The sequence below is a fragment of the Arthrobacter sp. B1805 genome, from assembly GCF_002929745.1.
GTDB lineage: Bacteria > Actinomycetota > Actinomycetes > Actinomycetales > Micrococcaceae > Arthrobacter_D.
Map to the genome: position 1 here is coordinate 1 of NZ_PJIQ01000028.1, position 15977 is coordinate 15977.

The window sequence follows — 15977 nt, forward strand, 5'->3', positions numbered from 1 at the left end:
ATGATGTCCTGGTTGCGGAAGAAGAACCCGTCGCACGTCGCGCACCATGACACGCCCCGGCCGGTGAGGCGCTTCTCATCCGCGAGCCCGAGTTCCTTGTACGCAGAGCCGGTCGCCAGGATTACTGCCGGCGCCTGATAGGTGATGCCGCTCAGGGTCGTGACGGTTTTCAGGTTCCCGGTGAGCTCGACCGTGGCTGCGTCGTCGTATTCGATGACCGCGCCGAACCGTTCGGCCTGCCCGCGGAGGTTCTCCATCAGTTCCGGTCCCTGGATGCCGTCGGTGAAGCCGGGGAAGTTCTCGACCTCCGTCGTGTTCATCAGTGCACCGCCAGCTGTCACCGCGCCGGCGATGACCCTCGGGGTCAGACCGGCCCGGGCGGCGTAGATCGCCGCTGTGTACCCAGCAGGGCCGGAGCCTACGATGATGATCTTTTCCTGCTGCAGGTCTGTCATGACGGTGCCTTTCAAATCCTGGAAGCGACGAACGGGAAGGGCTGAGAGTCAGGCGCTCTGCGTACCTGTACCGGCACCGGTGGGCAGGAGTTCGCTGATGAGCTGCTGGATGCGGCCCTTGATCTCGTCGCGGATCGGGCGGACGGACTCGACGCCCTTACCGGCGGGGTCCTCGAGGACCCAGTCCTCGTATCGCTTGCCAGGGAAGTACGGGCACTCGTCCCCGCAACCCATGGTCACGACGACGTCTGAGGCCTTGACGGCCTCGGTGGTGAGGATCTTCGGGGTCTCAGCAGTGATGTCGATACCCTCCTCCTTCATCGCCTCCACGGCGGAGGGGTTGATCTGGTCGGCGGGCTGAGAGCCGGCGGACAGGACCTCGATGCGGCCCTCGGAGAGGTGATTCAGGTACGCGGCCGCCATCTGGGACCGGCCTGCGTTGTGGACGCAGACGAACAGGACCGACGGCTTCTTCCCAGTCAGGGTGTCCGTCGCGTTCGTCTCAGAGGACGTCCCAGGGATGGTCTCTGTTGCTCCAGCGGCTGTTTCGATGGTCATGGTGATCCTTCGGTCTTCGCTCTCCCCGGTACGCCGGACAGGCCTCGTGAATGATGGATAGGAGTCAACAGCTCCTCAGATACTGCCTACGGAGGTATCCGACAAGAGATTGACTGGCTTCGATATTTAGTATGCGGATCCATATCGACGATTGTCAATGTGCAGGTATGCTGGGTGGCATGACGACGATTGCCGAGCCCCGAACCACGGCAGAAACCAGGGCTGCAGACACGGATCTCGCGACCACTGAGGTGGTTGATGAGGGTCGGTGCTGTGTGCCGTCCGGGACGCCGGCGATGAGCGCGCAGCGGGCCGAAGAGCTGTCCAAGCAGTTCAAGGCGATCGCCGATCCGAACCGGTTGCGCCTGGTGTCCCTCATCTCGGCCAGCGCCGAGAACGAGGCGTGCGTGTGTGATCTCACCGAACCGTTGAATCTCGGGCAGCCGACGGTGTCGCATCATCTGAAGATCCTCGTCGACGCCGGGATCCTGCACCGCGAGAAGCGCGGCGTGTGGGCGTACTTCTCGATCGTGCCCGGTGCTCTGGACGCCCTCGCCGGCGTCCTCACCGAACCCAAGTAACCTCCGCTTCGGGTCCTGCCCGTTTCTTGCTTGGTTCCTTCCTGCCCCCTGCTTTCCTCCCGTCAGACCAGAAGAAGTGAGTGCCCCTGTGAGTTTCAAGGCCGACAAGCCCGCTGTCCTGTTCGTGTGTGTGAAGAACGGCGGGAAGTCCCAGATGGCCGCCGGCCTGATGGACAAGGTCGCCGGGGACTCCGTTACCACCGCGTCTGCCGGGTCGAAGCCTGGGTCCGCGGTCAACACTCTGTCGGCCGAGGTCCTGGGCGAGGTCGGGGTCGACATCAGTCAGAACGTCCCCCGGCAGATCACCCGTGAGGATCAGGAGAAGGCGGACGTCGTCGTCATCCTCGGAGCCGAGGCTCAGGTCCACGAGGTCGAAGGCACCCTGTATGAGCGGTGGGAGACCGACGAGCCCAGCGAACGCGGCATCGACGGGATCGAACGGATGCGCCTGGTCCGCGACGACATCCTCGAGCGCGTCACCACACTTCACACCACCCTCACTACCCGCTGACCTCCAGCACCACCTCCTCACCGGTGAGCTCATTAGTGAGTTCATTGGTGCGTTTCTTCCTGCCCTCCTGTTAGGAGCCCTGCTGCTATGACTGCCATGACCGTGGTCGCTGTTCTGATCTTCCTCGCCACTCTGACCCTGGTCATCTGGCAACCCAAAGGCCTCGGCATCGGCTGGTCCGCTCTGGGCGGCGCTGTCCTCGCGCTTCTCACTACGGTGGTGAGCCTGTCGGATATACCGGTGGTGTGGGACATCGTGTGGAACGCGACCTTCGCGTTCGTTGCGATCGTGATCATTTCGCTGATCCTCGACGAGTCGGGCTTCTTCAAATGGGCAGCACTGCACGTGGCCCGGTGGGGGCGGGGTAACGGGCGGCTCCTGTTCACGCTCATCGTGCTGCTCGGCGCCGCGATCGCGGCGGTCTTCGCCAACGACGGCGCGGCGCTGATCCTCACCCCCATCGTCATCCAGATGCTTTTGGCCCTGAAGTTCCCCGCCAAGGCATCCCTCGGGTTCGTGATCGCATGCGGGTTCATCGCCGACGCCGGCAGCCTCCCCCTGGTCGTGTCGAACCTCGTCAACATCGTCACCGCGGACTTCTTCGACATCAGTTTCGCCCGCTACGCGGCCGTCATGGTTCCGGTGGGTATCGCGTCCGTCGCAGCGAGCCTCGGGGTCCTGCTCCTGTTCTTCCGCAAGGTCATCCCACGCACCTACGACATGAGCGTCCTCGAGACACCCAAGTCAGCGATTGCGGACCCCCTCACGTTCAAGGCCGGCTGGGTGATCCTCGGGGTCCTGCTCATCGGCTACTTCGCCGCGGAACCACTGCACATTCCACTGTCTGCCGTGGCCGGTCTCGGCGCCGTGGTCCTCATGCTCGTCGCATCCCGCAAACCAGCCTTCCTCTTCCTCCGGAGCACAGTCCCGGCAACAGCCTCAGCGCCGACTTCCGTAGTGCAGGGATCAACGTCCGACACTGATGCAGCTGGCAGGGCGGCCGACCTCGACTACGAAACCGTCAGCGCGGCTCACCGCTCCACCGGCGGCAACGCGAACAGCACTCATCCCACCGCCGATATGAAGACCTCCACTGCGGACGGCGACGACGCAACCCTCTCCTCAGCTGGTGGCGGTACGGCGGTCCTTCCGGACGGTCGGATCTCGGTTCCGCGGATCCTCAAGGAAGCCCCGTGGCAGATCGTCCTGTTCTCCATCGGCATGTACCTGGTCGTCTACGGGCTGCGTAACCAGGGACTCACCGACGAACTCGCCGGCGTCTTCTCGGCCATCAGTAACAACGGCGTGCTCATCACCGCCCTCGGCGTCGGCGTCATCGTCGCGGTCCTCGCATCCCTGATGAACAACATGCCCACCGTCCTCATCGCCTCCCTCGCCATCGGAGCAGCAGGGGCAACAGGTCTGACGCAGGAAGCGATGATCTACGCGAACGTCATCGGCTCGGACCTCGGCCCGAAGATCACCCCGATCGGCAGCCTCGCCACCCTGCTCTGGCTGCACGTTCTGGATCGTAAGGGCATCCACATCGGCTGGGGCCAGTACTTCAGGGTCGGCATCGTCCTGACCATCCCCGTCCTGATCATCACTCTCCTCGCCCTCGCCGGCTGGCTCACCATCATCGGAACCTAAAGGCCCAGTTATCACCCACCACTCCCGACCCATAGTGTTCAGATAACCGTGGACCGAAGCTCTTGTCCGTCATCGGGTAGCGGTGTGAGCGCATATTGCACCGAGTCCGAGGGGCGGGGAGCCTACTTGATGCGTGCGTTCCCCAGCTTCCTATTCACATCCAAGAGGTAGACCAGGTCGTGCTCGCGCACCGCAGAACGCGCTTGGAATGCTTCCTTGAAACCGGCAGCTACGACTCGAGCGGTTGCCGCTCCTGCTGTCATCAAGTCAGGAAGTGCGTCTGCCGCTTCACCAATGCCTACAACAGCCACCAGCACCGTCGGCAGACTAGGAATCTCTTCGATGAGGCGTACACCGGTGCCATGCATCAGTCGCGTCTTCAGTGTCGATTTCTGGAGCTTCTTCAGCTTGGGCCGGACGGAGTCGTACCACAACTCATTGATCTCGCTAGGCAAAGTGGCGTCCAAGGCCGAGGACTGGAGCTTGCCACTGAGCTCCTTCACAGCTTCCCTGTACTCGCTTCGACCTTCGGCAAGCTCTTCCCGAGCCTCCAAAATGTCGCTCATCGGAGCGTTGGGGAACACCGGCAGTCTTTCGACAAGACCTGCACCTACGGCAGCGCGGCGAGACCTGTCGTCTGCCACTGCCGGAAGGCCGTCGGAGTACCGCCCCGACGCGTTGACGAATTCGCTCGTTAACTCATCGAGCAAGACTGGGCTACCAGCAACAGACAACTTCCAGCACTGGCCGCCCTGGCGCCCACTGGTGGTGGACACAGCGCGGCGGATCCTCGACTACACGGGCGGAACCCTCGTGCAAGGCAGTAGTTGGTTCAATGCAGACCATCGATCCGGGCCCGGAGGCTAGCGCGGCACTGCTGCAGCGCGCACTGCGATGAGCCGGTTTAGTTAGATGCGGGGAGCTCCACTGAGAGATCGGCGCAAAGCGAAGCGAGAAGGTAATGACCCGAGGCACAATCTGCCTCGGGTCATTACCTTCTTATTGCTCGTTTCATCAACGCCGTAACCCGATCATGGGGCTGGGTCGTGCTCTTGCGTTTGCTTGAACCTCCTACTCAGAGTATTGCGACGAATCAGGTAAACAGTAAGAAGCACGACGGACAAAACGGCAAGCGCAACTGCGCGCCAACCGAAATCCTGCGCATTGGTGACGTCTCCCTTGCTCTCAATTTCCTGAAACAGAACCGAAGTCAGTACTGCCGTTAGTAGCGCCAATACTCCGCTGGCGATCGAGCCATAAAGAAGCATTTTCAGCCCCTTGCGCTGTTGGCTCATGCTGCAAAACTCCATCCATCTCGACTCAATATCGATTCGCCGTTGTCCAGTTGCAATGGTGGATAGCTACGCCATAGCTCCAGACCGTGGTGCGGTTCGGACGGAACCGCTCGAGGTTCCATGTGCCGGCGAAGGCGTTTCCGAACGCGTGGCAGTCGAACTGCTGGCGCAACGTCGCCTTGCTATTCAGGATGGGTCCGACTGGAGCCGCACCTCCCCAACCGACTGCCTCCGTCCAGCCAGCACCGGTCATCACCCATGGCGGCATCCCCCGACCGAAGTCTGTCGGTTGCAGGTTTACCCGAGAGTCTCCGTTGTAGTTATCAACCGTGATCCACGAAAACAGGTTTTGACCTGCATAAGGGTCGGCGGTGATCGGGTAAGTGTATGAGCCCGACGAGTGCTCAACGACCTGGATCAGGGTACTGCCAGCGGTCTCGAAGTGGGTAGGAACCGCGACCCCGTTGGCGTCATAAGCCCAGGGTGCCGTGACGCCGCCAACGAAGTCTCCGTTCGCGTCCAGGATGACAGCGACTTCGTCTTTGAGCGTGATGCTTACCGGAGTGGTCGACGAGAAGTCATACTCAAATTTCTCCGGAGCAGCTGAGTCAGCGATTACGTTGATCAACTGGATAGAGCCATCCTCGTGCGGCAGCGGAACAACAGAATAGTTCCGCCCTGTGTCATAGACCGTTGTGCCGTCCGAGGCCACCTCGGCCTCACCGTCAAGGCCACCGTTCACGTAGAGCGGCTCATAGATTTCGGATTCCAAAGTGATCGTCGGGGAATTGTTAGCCTCGATCGCCACCTCCGTTCCTGCACCGAGAACCACTCGTGACCCATCGGACTCAACCGTGAAAGATTCAGCCTCCTCGATCGGTCCAGTGCCCGGTTGGCTTGCCACCTCCTGGATGGCGAGCACTGCATCAGTCGCTGACAGTTCCCCCTGCGTATCATCTGCCGCTGCCGGAACTACTGTCGCAGCGCTGGCTAAGACGCTGATGAGAAGAATCGCCGCCCACGACCTAACTGCCGTAATCTCAGCAGTTGCAACGTAGAAACCGGACTTCGTCCGAACTGACATACAAAACATCCTGACAGTAGAAGTTATTCACGCGTGTAATCATCGCGAGAAATGGCAGGTGTCAGCAATCAGCATGGCCCCCCATAAGCAAGAGAGTAACGCCGCTGATCATCCACCACAACCCCTTCATTAACTGCCCATCACTTAATGCTCTTGTCACAGTAGAGAGCTTGCTCAGGACTGATGCGCTACTGCCCGGAGCACACCCAATGTTGGATTGACGGGTGCCCCGGGCACTTGAAGGTTTCGCGGGCAGAGGCCCTACGAGTCGTCATCGTCGAATGAAAATGAGACCACGCCCTAGCGTCTCCATTGACTGATGCATCCCGTGCCAACGGTGGGGTGGGCTCAAGTGAAACTGCGGTTAGTCCACTAGTGAGTCGGGATGAAAGGGGTTGTGGGCTCAAGTCGGGCTGCGGAAGTGGTCTCCACTCGCGTTGACATTCACACGCGGGCTGGGACTAGAGCAGGAGAAGCGAGCAGGCCTGATTGTCGGAGCTGCCTCGTAATGTCCGGGGGTGGGCCAGAACAAAAAGGTACGCGGCGCACTTCGCAAAGCGGATGGACGAGCGGATCGAGGAGTTCGTCATGCGCGAGGAACTGATGATGCTCACTGCGGCCGAGCTCGACGTCGAGGACTGCCGACCCACCGACTTTCCGGAACCGCGCCGGGTGTACGCGTGGGTTCGATACCCGTCGAAGGCGATCAGGGTGCAGGCGCATGCGATCGCCTACACACGCACAGCGGTGAAAATTCGGTTCCTCGAACCGCTGATCAAGATCCAGCGTGAGGGCTGGGTGTGGCTGAACGCAGTCACACCGGCACCCACCGAGGAGTCTGCGGACGGGCATCAACAAAAAGTGGCAGGCACCCCCGTCCAGGGCACCTGCCACTCTTGTTCAGCTTACGGACGCTATGCGTCCGCTGAATCTGTGTTAGCCGTTGACGCGCACGAAGGACGAACCGGCGAGGTCCGACAGGGGGTGCTTGATCGTGAGGTTCGCGCCGTTCATGCCGCTGCTGATGACCTCGCCGTTACCGACGTAGATCGCGATGTGGCCGGGGCGGATAACCAAGTCACCGGGCGCCGGGGTCGAGACGACCGAGCCGTACTGGTAGAACTGGGTCGGGCCGAGGTCGCCGACGTTCAGGCCGATCGAGCGCAGGGCCCGCTCGACGAGAATCGTGCAGTCCTGGATGGAGCCGAGCTGTCCGTAGGCCGAGGCGACAAGAGCTGCGCCAACGCCACTGGCGGGAACCGCACGAGCCGCGGGAGCTGCTGGGGCTGCTGGGGCTGCTGGGGCTGCTGGGGCTGCTGGGGCGATGGTGGCCGAGGTCAGCTGGACGCCGGCCGGTGCGGCGGTGGGTGCTGCGTAGAAGACCTGGCTGGCAGGTGCGGCTGCGGGGCTGAGCGCGACGCTGGCTCCTCCGGTGAGCTTGATCTGCTGTCCGGGGTAGATGACCGACGCGTAGGACAGGCCGTTCTGAGCCAGGAGCGTGTTGAGGTTCAGACCGTGCTTGGCAGCGATGGCGCCCATCGTGTCACCGGCAACGACGGTGTGGCCGTCGGCTGCAGCGACGGGAGTTGCAGCAACTGCGGGGGCGACGGGTGCGGCTACAACGGGTGCCTGGGCGACGGTGCCCGTGGTGGCTTCCTGGGTGTAGGTGCCGGCCTGTGCGGGGGCGCCGATGGCGAAGACGAGGCCGCCGGTTGCTGCTGCGATGATGGCCGGCTTACCCAGTGCGACTGCACCGGTCTTCGCGGAGTGCGACAGGCCTTCAAGGGCGATGGAGTGGGTGACGACGGCGCGGTGGCGCGCCGGAATGGACGTACGTGACATGGTGATTGCCTCTCCCATGCCTGCGGGGTGAGCTGTCGGGTTCGGATGGGAGTTCACCCGGCCGTCGTTCATGCCTGGGCATTCCTGCAGTCGCGGACGCTATATACAGGTCGTGCCAAGGTTGTTGGATCGACTTAACCCCGAGGGTCATCGCACAGTTACGTGCGGTGGCCCGGTGGAAACGTGGTTCCCCCGTCCCTGCCTGTTGGGTTGTACGAACGGGTCCCGGATGCAGCGGCAGGGCTCGGCAATCTGCACGGGAAATTGTTCTCGGCGGGGTGCCGGCAACATGTGACGATAATACCCCAGGGTGGTATCTGTGTCACGTTCAGGTAACGGTGTTCGGCGTGTCTTCGCAACACGCCGTCAACCGAATACCCGTTCGTTACCGAGGCCAACAAAGCGTCGCCAGTATGCCGCCAACCCAACGACAGGGGCCTTAACGACCAGCGATACTGGAAGCTGCTGCGCGATGGGCGCAGCAGGGGAAGTCACCAACGATCTGGGCCGGCACGACCGGATCGCATCGATTGGTGGTGAAAGGGAATGACCGTGAGCTCCGGAACCGGAACGCATGCCAGTACTGCAACATCTCACGAAGCGGTTTCCGCAGCAGCCGGTGAGTCCACCAAACCCGACGTGAGCCAGAATCAAAAGGTGACTGGGCGCACAGCCCACGGTTATGCAGCGAATAAGAATGCGTACCTGCGACGCCTGAAACGCATTGAGGGCCAGGTGCGCGGCATCGCCCGCATGGTCGACGAGGACAAGTACTGCATCGACATCCTCACCCAGGTCGCCGCGGTCAACAGCGCCATGCACGCCGTCAGCCTCGGACTGCTCGAGAACCACCTGCAGCACTGCGTCGTCGACGCAGCTCACGAAGCCGCGACGAGCGGATCCTCCGACGCCATCGACGCCAAGGTCAAGGAAGCAACCCAGGCGATCAGCAGGCTACTGCGCTAGACCCGGGCCTCCTCACCTAACGCTGAACACCGAGCGGTGAACACGGACGCTGAACATGAGCGCCGAGAACGAGTGCCGGACGTGAGGTGCGAGGGTTTTCCGAAGACGGTTCCTTAGTGGCTGCCCTGAGGCTTCAGTGCGGTGCAGCCGCCGGTGACCGAGCTCAACTGAGGGTAGCGGCGAGATGTTCCTATAGACAAGCCCTGACCTTTTCTCGTTGGTCAAGGGCTTTCAGTGTTACTCGTGAACGGGTTCCCCGGTGACGCGGTGATCTGCATGATTCATGCCCTCGAGGATGAGGCGTGCAAGGTGTCCATCGATAATGCTGTAGACGACGTTGCGTGAGTCTTTGCGGGTCGAGACGAGACCTGAGAGTCGGAGTTTAGCCAGGTGCTGGCTGACCGCTGTGCGGTTCGCTCCGGTCGCTGCGACGAGTGTCCCGACATCTGCGGACCCTTGGGTGAGGAGCCAGAGTATGTGTAGACGCGTGGGGTCAGCGAGCATCCTGAAGGTCGCTGCTCCGGCCTCGAGGCGTTGTGCGTCCGGCTCGACGGCGTGCACGAGGCTTGGTTCAGCATCAAGGAGCTCGTGGTTGTCGGCCTGCATTACTGCATGGAGGGCAACGCTGTGACCGACATGCTGAGCTCCGGGCGGTTTGCTCATGGGCGCTCTTTCCCTCTCGGCGCGGATCAGATGCTGATAGTGGTTCTACGCTACCGCCTGCTTTTGGAACCGTGATTGATATCGGATGGCTGAAGTGCTGTCCTCGCTACTCCGGTCGACGGCCACACGCTCAGCGCGGTGATGGTTCCGATGAGAGCGAACACGCCAAGGACCAGGCGGCCGCGCTTTGACCGGTGACTGCTCCGACCCATCCGGCGACGGGATAGGCGAGGAGGAAGCAGGCGTGGGAGAGGGAGAACTGGGCTGTGAAAAGGTAACTGCGGGTGTCATCGGTCGCGACCCTGCGCAGCAGGCGTGAAGAGGGGGTGCTGATCATCGATGTACCGATACCGAGGACAACCCAGAGCCCGAGGAACAAGACCCATGAGCTGTTGGTGGTCTGTCCGGTGAGCTCCGTGATTGAGGAGAGGAGCGCCGCCGCGAGCAGTCCCATGGTCAGGACCGCCGCGCCAATGAGCATGAATGTCCGGTTGGGTACGCGTTCCAGGGCTTTCGGTGCGATGACAGCGACGATCATAGACCCGGCCCCGTAGAACGCCAGCGCGATCGCGACATCCGTGTTAGATCCGCCGAACAAATCCCGCGCATAAACAACGGTGTTGACGAGCACCAGGGCTGTGGCGGTGGCAACGGCGAGATTCAGGGCCATCAGCCCGCGCAGGGTCGGCTCTCGAAGAAAGATCCGGCTGCCCAAAGTGGTGCGGTGCAGTAGCGAGCCCTGCCCCTGAGCAGGCGGGACTACCGGCAGTCTGGTTGCGAGGACCATGGCCGCAGAAACCAGGAACCCGACCATCGTGCCCACGAACAGGTTGTGGAAACTCATTACCGCCAGCAGAGCCGCGGCGAGCAGCGGGCTCACCAATGACTCGAAGTCGTAGGCGAGCCGGGACAGGGACAGGGCTTTGGTGTAATCCTTCTCCTCGGGCAGGACAACAGGGATCAGGGCCTGGAACGCCGGGGTGAACGTCGCGGACGCGGACTGCAGGACGAACACCAGCACGTAGATCTGCCATACCTGATCGATGAACGGCAAACTCAGCGCGATCGCCGCGCGTACCAGGTCTGCGTTGACCAAAACACTTTTTCGCGGCAGCCGCTCGACCAGGGCCGCCATCACCGGGGCCACAAACACATAAGCGACCATCTTGATCGTCAGAGCGGTTCCGAGGACCGCGCCGGCCTGCCCACCAGCAAGGTCGAACGCAAGCAAACCCAACGCAACCGTGAGTAAGCCCGTAGCGAGCAGGGCGACAACCTGCGCCGTGAAGAGCTTGCGGTAAGCCGATCGGCGTAGAACAGAAAGCATGGTGAGCCCGAGCCCGTCATATGCAGGAATAAGTCCCACCCACTATACGTGCATAATTACGCACTTATGAACTCACTAGGACTGGAGTGTCACCATGATTCAGGTCTTTTTGAGCGCCTAGTAGAGTTCACGGGCCAGGTAGTGCTTGAGACTCCTGATGGCATCAACAGAGGAATGATCAAGTGCTCTCTTGCGATCACGGCGGGTCTGCGACCTCGAGTCATAGCGCGACCGACCAATGATGATGTTCCTCTGGATAGGCCCTACTCCCCCAGCGCTGAATTATCACTCTGCACGGGTTGTGAGCCGCTTCAAAACAGGAAGAACCCCCGCCTTCTGGCGAGGGTCCTTCCTGTGGCCGTGGCGTACCCGACGCTCAGGGCGACTGCTCCTGCAGCTCGGAGAGTCGTGCGAGGGCTTTGCGCAGACGGGTGTCTGCGTCATCGGCCACATCCCGGACGGCAGGGCTTGCACTGAGTTGAACCATGGTCTGCGGATCGATGGCTTCGATCGTCGTTTCGTGCTCATCGGGGCCCCGTCGAACGACGACATTGCAGGGCAGTAGAGCGCCCATGGATGGTTCTGCGGCCAGGGCGCGGCTGGCCAGGGATGGGTTGCAGGCGCCGAGGATGATGTAGTCCCCGACGGCATCGGCGGCTTCTGCTCCGAGCTTCTTTTCGAAAGTGGCCCGGACGTCGATCTCGGTGAGAATTCCGAAGCCCTGCTCGCCCAGTGCTTCCCGTGTGTTCTGCACTGCTTCGTCCCAGGACAGGGGGACGGTGATGGAGTGGGTGTACGTCATGGGGAGACTCCTTCGCTTAGGTCGTGCAATGGCGGGCGGCAGGACTATCCCAACGGGTCGCGGGATCGTGCCACGACCAGGGAAAACCTGTGTCAGGCGAGGGTGAGGAACAGTTTTTCGAGTTCCTTCTTGTCCAGGGTGGTGTCCTCGCGGACGATGCACTGCTCGAGGCCGCTGGCAATGATCGCGAATCCGGCCCGATCCAGTGCTTTGGAGACTGCTGCGAGCTGGGTGACGACGTCCTTGCAGTCCTTGCCCTCTTCAAGCATTCGGGTTACCGCGGCCAGTTGGCCTTGGGCTCGCTTCATGCGGTTGATCACGGGTGTCAGTTCGGTGGGGTCCAGCTGCATGGTGTTCTCCAAAGGTCGTTTCTACTCCCCCAATCTTATACCCCCATGGGTATTTTGACTACCCCGGGGGGTATGCGGAATACTCCTGGGGGTATCCGATTTCCTTGTGATCGAAAGGCTCCTCGTGAACACCCCCTCCCCTTCTCCCGCGACTACCGCACCTTCCACCTCTTCGTCCTCCGCCTCTGTCTCGGGTGCCGGATCGGCAGCGTCCCCTGCGGTGACTGCGCTTGATCCGGGCACGCTGCGTAGCTGGATCGCCGGGGGTGAAGACGTTGTGGTGATTGATGTGCGTTCGGCTGCGGAGTTCGAGTCCCTGCATATCCGTGGCTCCTACAATGTCCCGCTGCCCTTGCTTTCGGAGCACACCGATGAGTTGGCCGCCCGTTTGGGCAGCCGGGTTGTTCTGGCGTGCCAGTCCGGTGTCCGGGCCGAGCAGGCACGCCAGCGCCTTGCCGCGTCCGGGATCGGCGCCGCCCACGTCCTCACCGGCGGTGTCCCAGGGTTCGCAACTGCCGGCGGTGACGTGGTCCGCGGTAAGGCTCGCTGGGATCTCGAGCGGCAGGTCCGCCTCACGGCCGGGTCCCTGGTCCTGGTCGGCATGGCCGGCGGGCGGTTCGTCTCTCCGAAGGTCCGCATGCTCGCTGGTGCTATCGGGACCGGCCTGACGTTCTCCGCGGCGACGAACACGTGCGCGATGGGCCGAGCCCTGTCCGCGATGCCCTGGAACAAGGCGGCCCAGGAACCCACCCGCGAATCGGCCATCCTGCAGTTTCCCTCCACGAGTAACCAGCTGAGCAGCCGGATGAGTGGCCGGGCCGGCGAGGTGCCGGCGGCGTGATCGCCGCCCTGGTCCTGGGGCTTGTCGTCGGGATCGTCCTTGGCGTGGTGGGTGGCGGCGGTTCCATCGTCGCTGTCCCGGCACTGGTTTACGGGGTGGGTATGAGCCCAGCCGAAGCAATCCCCACCTCGTTGCTGGTCGTGGGCGTCTCCTCCCTGGCGGCGCTGATCCCGCGGGTCAGGGAGGGACTGAACTGGCCGGTGATCCTCCTCGTTGGCGCCGCCGGTGTCCCGTCCGCGTGGGCGGGGACAGCGGTGGGCCGATTGGTGGACCCCGAGGTCCTGATGCTTGCCTTCGCGGGAATCATGATCATCGCCGGCATCCGTATGCTCGGTCGCACACCCGAGGCCGAGGGTTCCTGCAGCACCGGACCCGGCAGGTCTTTCCGCACGTGCGCCCCAAAGGCAGTGGCCGTGGGGCTGCTGGTTGGTTTCCTCACCGGACTCCTGGGTGTCGGTGGCGGATTCCTGCTCACCCCAGCACTGACGCTTTTCCTGGGGCTGCGGATGAAGCAGGCCGTCGGGTCTTCCCTGGTAATCATCGTGCTCAACTCCGCGGCCGGCTTCAGCGCCCACGCGGCAGGGTTCACGATCAACTGGCCGATCGTTCTCGCCTTCGCTGCTCCTGCCATCCTTGGCTCCCTCGCAGCAGCGAGGTTCGCACGCCGGCTCAACGACCGCCACATCCGCGTCTCGTTCGCCGTCCTCATCTTCATCGTGGCCGCCTGGGTGGCAGTGAACACCGCCGCCACCCTGATCCCCACTTGACCAAAGAACACCGCGCTAAATCAGCCGCTCAGCCTGCCGCAGGACCAGTCGTAAAGCCGAACCCCGGACATGAGCCCCTGCAGGCGGGCTCGTGCGCCACTGAAGCCGATCAACTCCCCGAAAGGACACCACCATGGCTGAAATCAGCGTCACTGAAACGAACCAGCGCCGCACCCAAGCCCGAATCCTTGACGTCCGCGAGGACGTCGAAGTTGCTTCCGGCATGATTCCCGGCGCCCTGCACATGCCCATGAGTGAGATACCCAACCGCGTGGATGAGCTTGAGTCAAGCACCCCGCTTATCGTGGTCTGCCGCAGTGGCAACCGCTCCGCTCACGTCGCCGACGCCCTCACCGCGGCAGGCTTCACTGCCGACACCATGACCGGCGGCATGATCGCCTGGGCCAGAGCTGGATTACCCACCACCTAAAACCCCGGAACCCTGCCCCGCCGGCACTGCGGGAACATCACCGGCAGTGCCAGCATGCGGGGCCGGTTTCCCTCATGACCGGGTGCGTGCCCGGACCTGCCCCGTTCCAGGTCCGGCCACGCACCCTCCTTTTCCCAGCACCGCCCAGCCATCCAACCGGAACATCGCCCGCCTTGCCGTATACCCCCAGGGGTATTATGCTGGCATTCAGCAGATACCCCCAGGGGTATCGGAAGTAGTTACTTACGGGCCTCAGATTCCCGAATCGATGAAGGAGAGCACCAGATGCTGATCGAACGTATTTACGACGAAGACCTCGCCCAGGCCAGTTACCTGATCGGATGCCAGGCCAACGGCACCGCTGTCGTCATCGACGGCCGACGCGACATCGCCGTCTACCAGGACCTCGCCGCGAAAAACAACATGAAGATCGTGGCCGTCACCGAGACCCACATCCACGCCGACTACCTCTCCGGCACCCGGGAACTCGCCGCGGCGACCGGAGCGGAGATCTACGTCTCCGGGGAAGGCGGACCGGACTGGCAGTACGAGTTCGAGGGGACCCGCCTCTACGACGGGGATGCAATCACCGTCGGCAACATCAGCATCCAGGCTGTCCACACCCCCGGTCACACCCCTGAGCACCTGTCGTTCCTGGTCACCGACGGTGCGTTCAGCGATCAGCCCGGCTACCTGCTCTCGGGTGACTTCGTGTTCTCCGGCGACCTCGGCCGCCCTGACCTCCTCGATGAAGCCGCAGGCGGCGTCGATACCCGCTTCGAAGGTGCAAAGCAGTTGTTCAAGAGCCTGCAGGAGAAGTTCCTGACCCTGCCCGACCACGTCCAGGTCCACCCCGCCCACGGTGCGGGCAGTGCCTGCGGCAAAGCCCTCGGCGCCATCCCGTCCACCACCGTCGGCTACGAGAGGCTCTACTCCTGGTGGGGCCCCTACCTGGCCGCGAACGATGAGCAGGGCTTTATCGACGAGCTCCTCGACGGGCAGCCCGACGCGCACGCCTACTTCGGTCGGATGAAGCGCGAGAACCGGGAAGGACCTGCCGTCATGGGAGAACGCGCACCCCTGGCCGAGCTCGACACTGATCAGGTCGCCAGGGATGTCGCCGCGGACAGGGTGACGTTCATTGACACCCGCACGGCGGACGAGGTCCACGCCGGGACGGTCGAGAGGTCCCTGAACATTCCCGCCGGGGCTGCGATCGCCACCTACGGCGCCTGGGTCGTGAACCCCGAAACGGATAAGAACCCTCTCGTCCTGCTCGCCTCCAGCCAGGACCACGCACAGGAGATCTGGGACCACCTCGTCCGAGTCGGCATCGACCAGGTTGCCGGGTACGTCACCAGCATCGACGGGCTTCCCATCACTAAGCCCGCCCTCATCCAGCCCGCCGACCTCGCAGACATGGACGCAGCGATGATTCTCGACGTTCGCAACCGCACCGAACACACTGCCGGGCACATCCCGGGCGCCCACCAACTCAACGGCGGACGGGTCATGTGGCACCTCGACGAACTCCCCACCGACGGAACGATCGTCACCTACTGCCAGAGCGGACTCCGGAACTCCGTCGCAGCCAGCGCGCTCCGGCGGGCCGGGTACGACATCGTCGAACTCAACGGCAGCTACACCGCCTGGAACACCTGGCAGCAGGCCCGGGAAAGCGCGCCTACAGCTTGACCAGCACCCGCTGGTGCTGCGGAAGCAGACAGCGAACACCCCGTCGCCCGGGCCATCGTTACCGCAGCACAGTCCGACCCCGGCGCGGTCAGCCTTGATTACACGGGCACGAGTTTCGCGTCCATGACCGGACGCGGTGTCCAAGCGACAGTGAACAACC

General features: G+C 62.8%; 17 protein-coding genes, 1 pseudogene and 1 riboswitch. Of the genes and pseudogenes, 8 read left to right on the plus strand and 10 right to left on the minus strand.

Annotated features, from left to right (window positions below; translation table 11 throughout):
• A partial coding sequence (locus CXQ96_RS17190) for an NAD(P)/FAD-dependent oxidoreductase (protein WP_181036535.1) occupies nucleotides 1–455 on the minus strand: 455 nt, incomplete at its 3' end.
• 48 nt (nucleotides 456–503) lie between these two features.
• Nucleotides 504–1013 (minus strand): arsenate reductase ArsC, encoded by a 510-nt coding sequence (locus tag CXQ96_RS17195; RefSeq protein ID WP_104119227.1) that lies wholly within the window; start codon nucleotides 1011–1013, stop codon nucleotides 504–506.
• 296 nt (nucleotides 1014–1309) lie between these two features.
• Between CXQ96_RS17195 and CXQ96_RS17200 the strand changes: the two genes are divergently transcribed.
• The 3 genes from CXQ96_RS17200 to CXQ96_RS17210 all read left to right on the plus strand — a co-directional run bounded on the left by CXQ96_RS17200 (nucleotide 1310) and on the right by CXQ96_RS17210 (nucleotide 3755).
• On the plus strand, nucleotides 1310–1594 hold the full coding sequence (locus tag CXQ96_RS17200) for a helix-turn-helix transcriptional regulator (RefSeq protein WP_258059181.1): 285 nt from the start codon (nucleotides 1310–1312) through the stop codon (nucleotides 1592–1594).
• A gap of 88 nt (nucleotides 1595–1682) precedes the next feature.
• Entirely contained in the window at nucleotides 1683–2105 is a 423-nt protein-coding gene (locus tag CXQ96_RS17205) for a low molecular weight phosphatase family protein (protein ID WP_104119228.1), read from the plus strand.
• A 96-nt stretch (nucleotides 2106–2201) separates the two neighbouring features.
• Nucleotides 2202–3755 carry an arsenic transporter gene (locus CXQ96_RS17210; protein WP_104119241.1) on the plus strand — a complete coding sequence of 518 codons (1554 nt, stop codon included), beginning with the start codon at nucleotides 2202–2204 and terminating at the stop codon, nucleotides 3753–3755.
• Between the two features lie 122 nt (nucleotides 3756–3877).
• Here the strand turns inward: CXQ96_RS17210 and CXQ96_RS17215 are convergent, their stop codons facing one another.
• From CXQ96_RS17215 to CXQ96_RS17235, 4 genes are all read right to left on the minus strand, one after another.
• Nucleotides 3878–4531: a hypothetical protein gene (locus CXQ96_RS17215; RefSeq protein ID WP_181036536.1), complete on the minus strand. Its 654-nt coding sequence runs from the start codon at nucleotides 4529–4531 to the stop codon at nucleotides 3878–3880.
• A gap of 255 nt (nucleotides 4532–4786) precedes the next feature.
• On the minus strand, nucleotides 4787–5050 hold the full coding sequence (locus tag CXQ96_RS17225) for a hypothetical protein (protein WP_146070932.1): 264 nt from the start codon (nucleotides 5048–5050) through the stop codon (nucleotides 4787–4789).
• Nucleotides 5051–5075: 25 nt separating this feature from the next.
• Nucleotides 5076–5858, minus strand: a complete 783-nt coding sequence (locus tag CXQ96_RS17230; RefSeq protein ID WP_146070933.1) for a DUF2599 domain-containing protein — start codon at nucleotides 5856–5858, stop codon at nucleotides 5076–5078.
• Between the two features lie 1212 nt (nucleotides 5859–7070).
• Nucleotides 7071–7976 (minus strand): LysM peptidoglycan-binding domain-containing protein, encoded by a 906-nt coding sequence (locus CXQ96_RS17235; protein WP_104119242.1) that lies wholly within the window; start codon nucleotides 7974–7976, stop codon nucleotides 7071–7073.
• Between the two features lie 2 nt (nucleotides 7977–7978).
• Nucleotides 7979–8236: riboswitch (cyclic di-AMP (ydaO/yuaA leader) on the minus strand.
• Between the two features lie 286 nt (nucleotides 8237–8522).
• On the opposite strand from CXQ96_RS17235, the gene CXQ96_RS17240 reads away from it, so the two are divergent.
• Nucleotides 8523–8942: a metal-sensitive transcriptional regulator gene (locus CXQ96_RS17240; RefSeq protein WP_104119232.1), complete on the plus strand. Its 420-nt coding sequence runs from the start codon at nucleotides 8523–8525 to the stop codon at nucleotides 8940–8942.
• 237 nt (nucleotides 8943–9179) lie between these two features.
• Here CXQ96_RS17240 and CXQ96_RS17245 read toward each other — a convergent pair whose 3' ends face one another.
• The 4 genes and pseudogenes from CXQ96_RS17245 to CXQ96_RS17260 all read right to left on the minus strand — a co-directional run bounded on the left by CXQ96_RS17245 (nucleotide 9180) and on the right by CXQ96_RS17260 (nucleotide 12084).
• Nucleotides 9180–9548 carry a metalloregulator ArsR/SmtB family transcription factor gene (locus CXQ96_RS17245; RefSeq protein ID WP_104119233.1) on the minus strand — a complete coding sequence of 123 codons (369 nt, stop codon included), beginning with the start codon at nucleotides 9546–9548 and terminating at the stop codon, nucleotides 9180–9182.
• 107 nt (nucleotides 9549–9655) lie between these two features.
• Nucleotides 9656–10932: pseudogene (locus tag CXQ96_RS17250) on the minus strand (MFS transporter).
• A gap of 376 nt (nucleotides 10933–11308) precedes the next feature.
• Complete coding sequence (locus tag CXQ96_RS17255; RefSeq protein ID WP_104119235.1) at nucleotides 11309–11734, minus strand: DUF302 domain-containing protein; 426 nt, start codon at nucleotides 11732–11734, stop codon at nucleotides 11309–11311.
• Between the two features lie 92 nt (nucleotides 11735–11826).
• Nucleotides 11827–12084, minus strand: coding sequence for a metal-sensitive transcriptional regulator (locus CXQ96_RS17260; protein ID WP_104119236.1), 258 nt, complete (start codon nucleotides 12082–12084; stop codon nucleotides 11827–11829).
• A gap of 220 nt (nucleotides 12085–12304) precedes the next feature.
• On the opposite strand from CXQ96_RS17260, the gene CXQ96_RS17265 reads away from it, so the two are divergent.
• The 4 genes from CXQ96_RS17265 (at nucleotide 12305) to CXQ96_RS17280 (ending at nucleotide 15817) form a co-directional block, all read left to right on the plus strand.
• On the plus strand, nucleotides 12305–12925 hold the full coding sequence (locus tag CXQ96_RS17265) for a rhodanese-like domain-containing protein (RefSeq protein WP_258059180.1): 621 nt from the start codon (nucleotides 12305–12307) through the stop codon (nucleotides 12923–12925).
• Nucleotides 12922–13692, plus strand: coding sequence for a sulfite exporter TauE/SafE family protein (locus CXQ96_RS17270; protein WP_104119237.1), 771 nt, complete (start codon nucleotides 12922–12924; stop codon nucleotides 13690–13692). Before CXQ96_RS17265 ends, CXQ96_RS17270 begins: the two co-directional genes overlap by 4 nt.
• A gap of 133 nt (nucleotides 13693–13825) precedes the next feature.
• Nucleotides 13826–14122 (plus strand): rhodanese-like domain-containing protein, encoded by a 297-nt coding sequence (locus tag CXQ96_RS17275; RefSeq protein ID WP_104119238.1) that lies wholly within the window; start codon nucleotides 13826–13828, stop codon nucleotides 14120–14122.
• 285 nt (nucleotides 14123–14407) lie between these two features.
• Nucleotides 14408–15817, plus strand: a complete 1410-nt coding sequence (locus tag CXQ96_RS17280; protein ID WP_104119239.1) for a rhodanese-like domain-containing protein — start codon at nucleotides 14408–14410, stop codon at nucleotides 15815–15817.
• Nucleotides 15818–15977: the final 160 nt, after the last annotated feature.

Coding starts and splice junctions, on each gene's coding strand:
- CXQ96_RS17195 (WP_104119227.1), bottom strand. CDS start 1,013: ATGACCATCGAAACAGCCGCTGGAGCAACAGAGACCATCCCTGGGACG.
- CXQ96_RS17255 (WP_104119235.1), bottom strand. CDS start 11,734: ATGACGTACACCCACTCCATCACCGTCCCCCTGTCCTGGGACGAAGCA.
- CXQ96_RS17200 (WP_258059181.1), top strand. CDS start 1,310: ATGAGCGCGCAGCGGGCCGAAGAGCTGTCCAAGCAGTTCAAGGCGATC.
- CXQ96_RS17260 (WP_104119236.1), bottom strand. CDS start 12,084: ATGCAGCTGGACCCCACCGAACTGACACCCGTGATCAACCGCATGAAG.
- CXQ96_RS17235 (WP_104119242.1), bottom strand. CDS start 7,976: ATGTCACGTACGTCCATTCCGGCGCGCCACCGCGCCGTCGTCACCCAC.
- CXQ96_RS17280 (WP_104119239.1), top strand. CDS start 14,408: ATGCTGATCGAACGTATTTACGACGAAGACCTCGCCCAGGCCAGTTAC.
- CXQ96_RS17210 (WP_104119241.1), top strand. CDS start 2,202: ATGACCGTGGTCGCTGTTCTGATCTTCCTCGCCACTCTGACCCTGGTC.
- CXQ96_RS17240 (WP_104119232.1), top strand. CDS start 8,523: ATGACCGTGAGCTCCGGAACCGGAACGCATGCCAGTACTGCAACATCT.
- CXQ96_RS17275 (WP_104119238.1), top strand. CDS start 13,826: ATGGCTGAAATCAGCGTCACTGAAACGAACCAGCGCCGCACCCAAGCC.
- CXQ96_RS17245 (WP_104119233.1), bottom strand. CDS start 9,548: ATGCAGGCCGACAACCACGAGCTCCTTGATGCTGAACCAAGCCTCGTG.
- CXQ96_RS17225 (WP_146070932.1), bottom strand. CDS start 5,050: ATGAGCCAACAGCGCAAGGGGCTGAAAATGCTTCTTTATGGCTCGATC.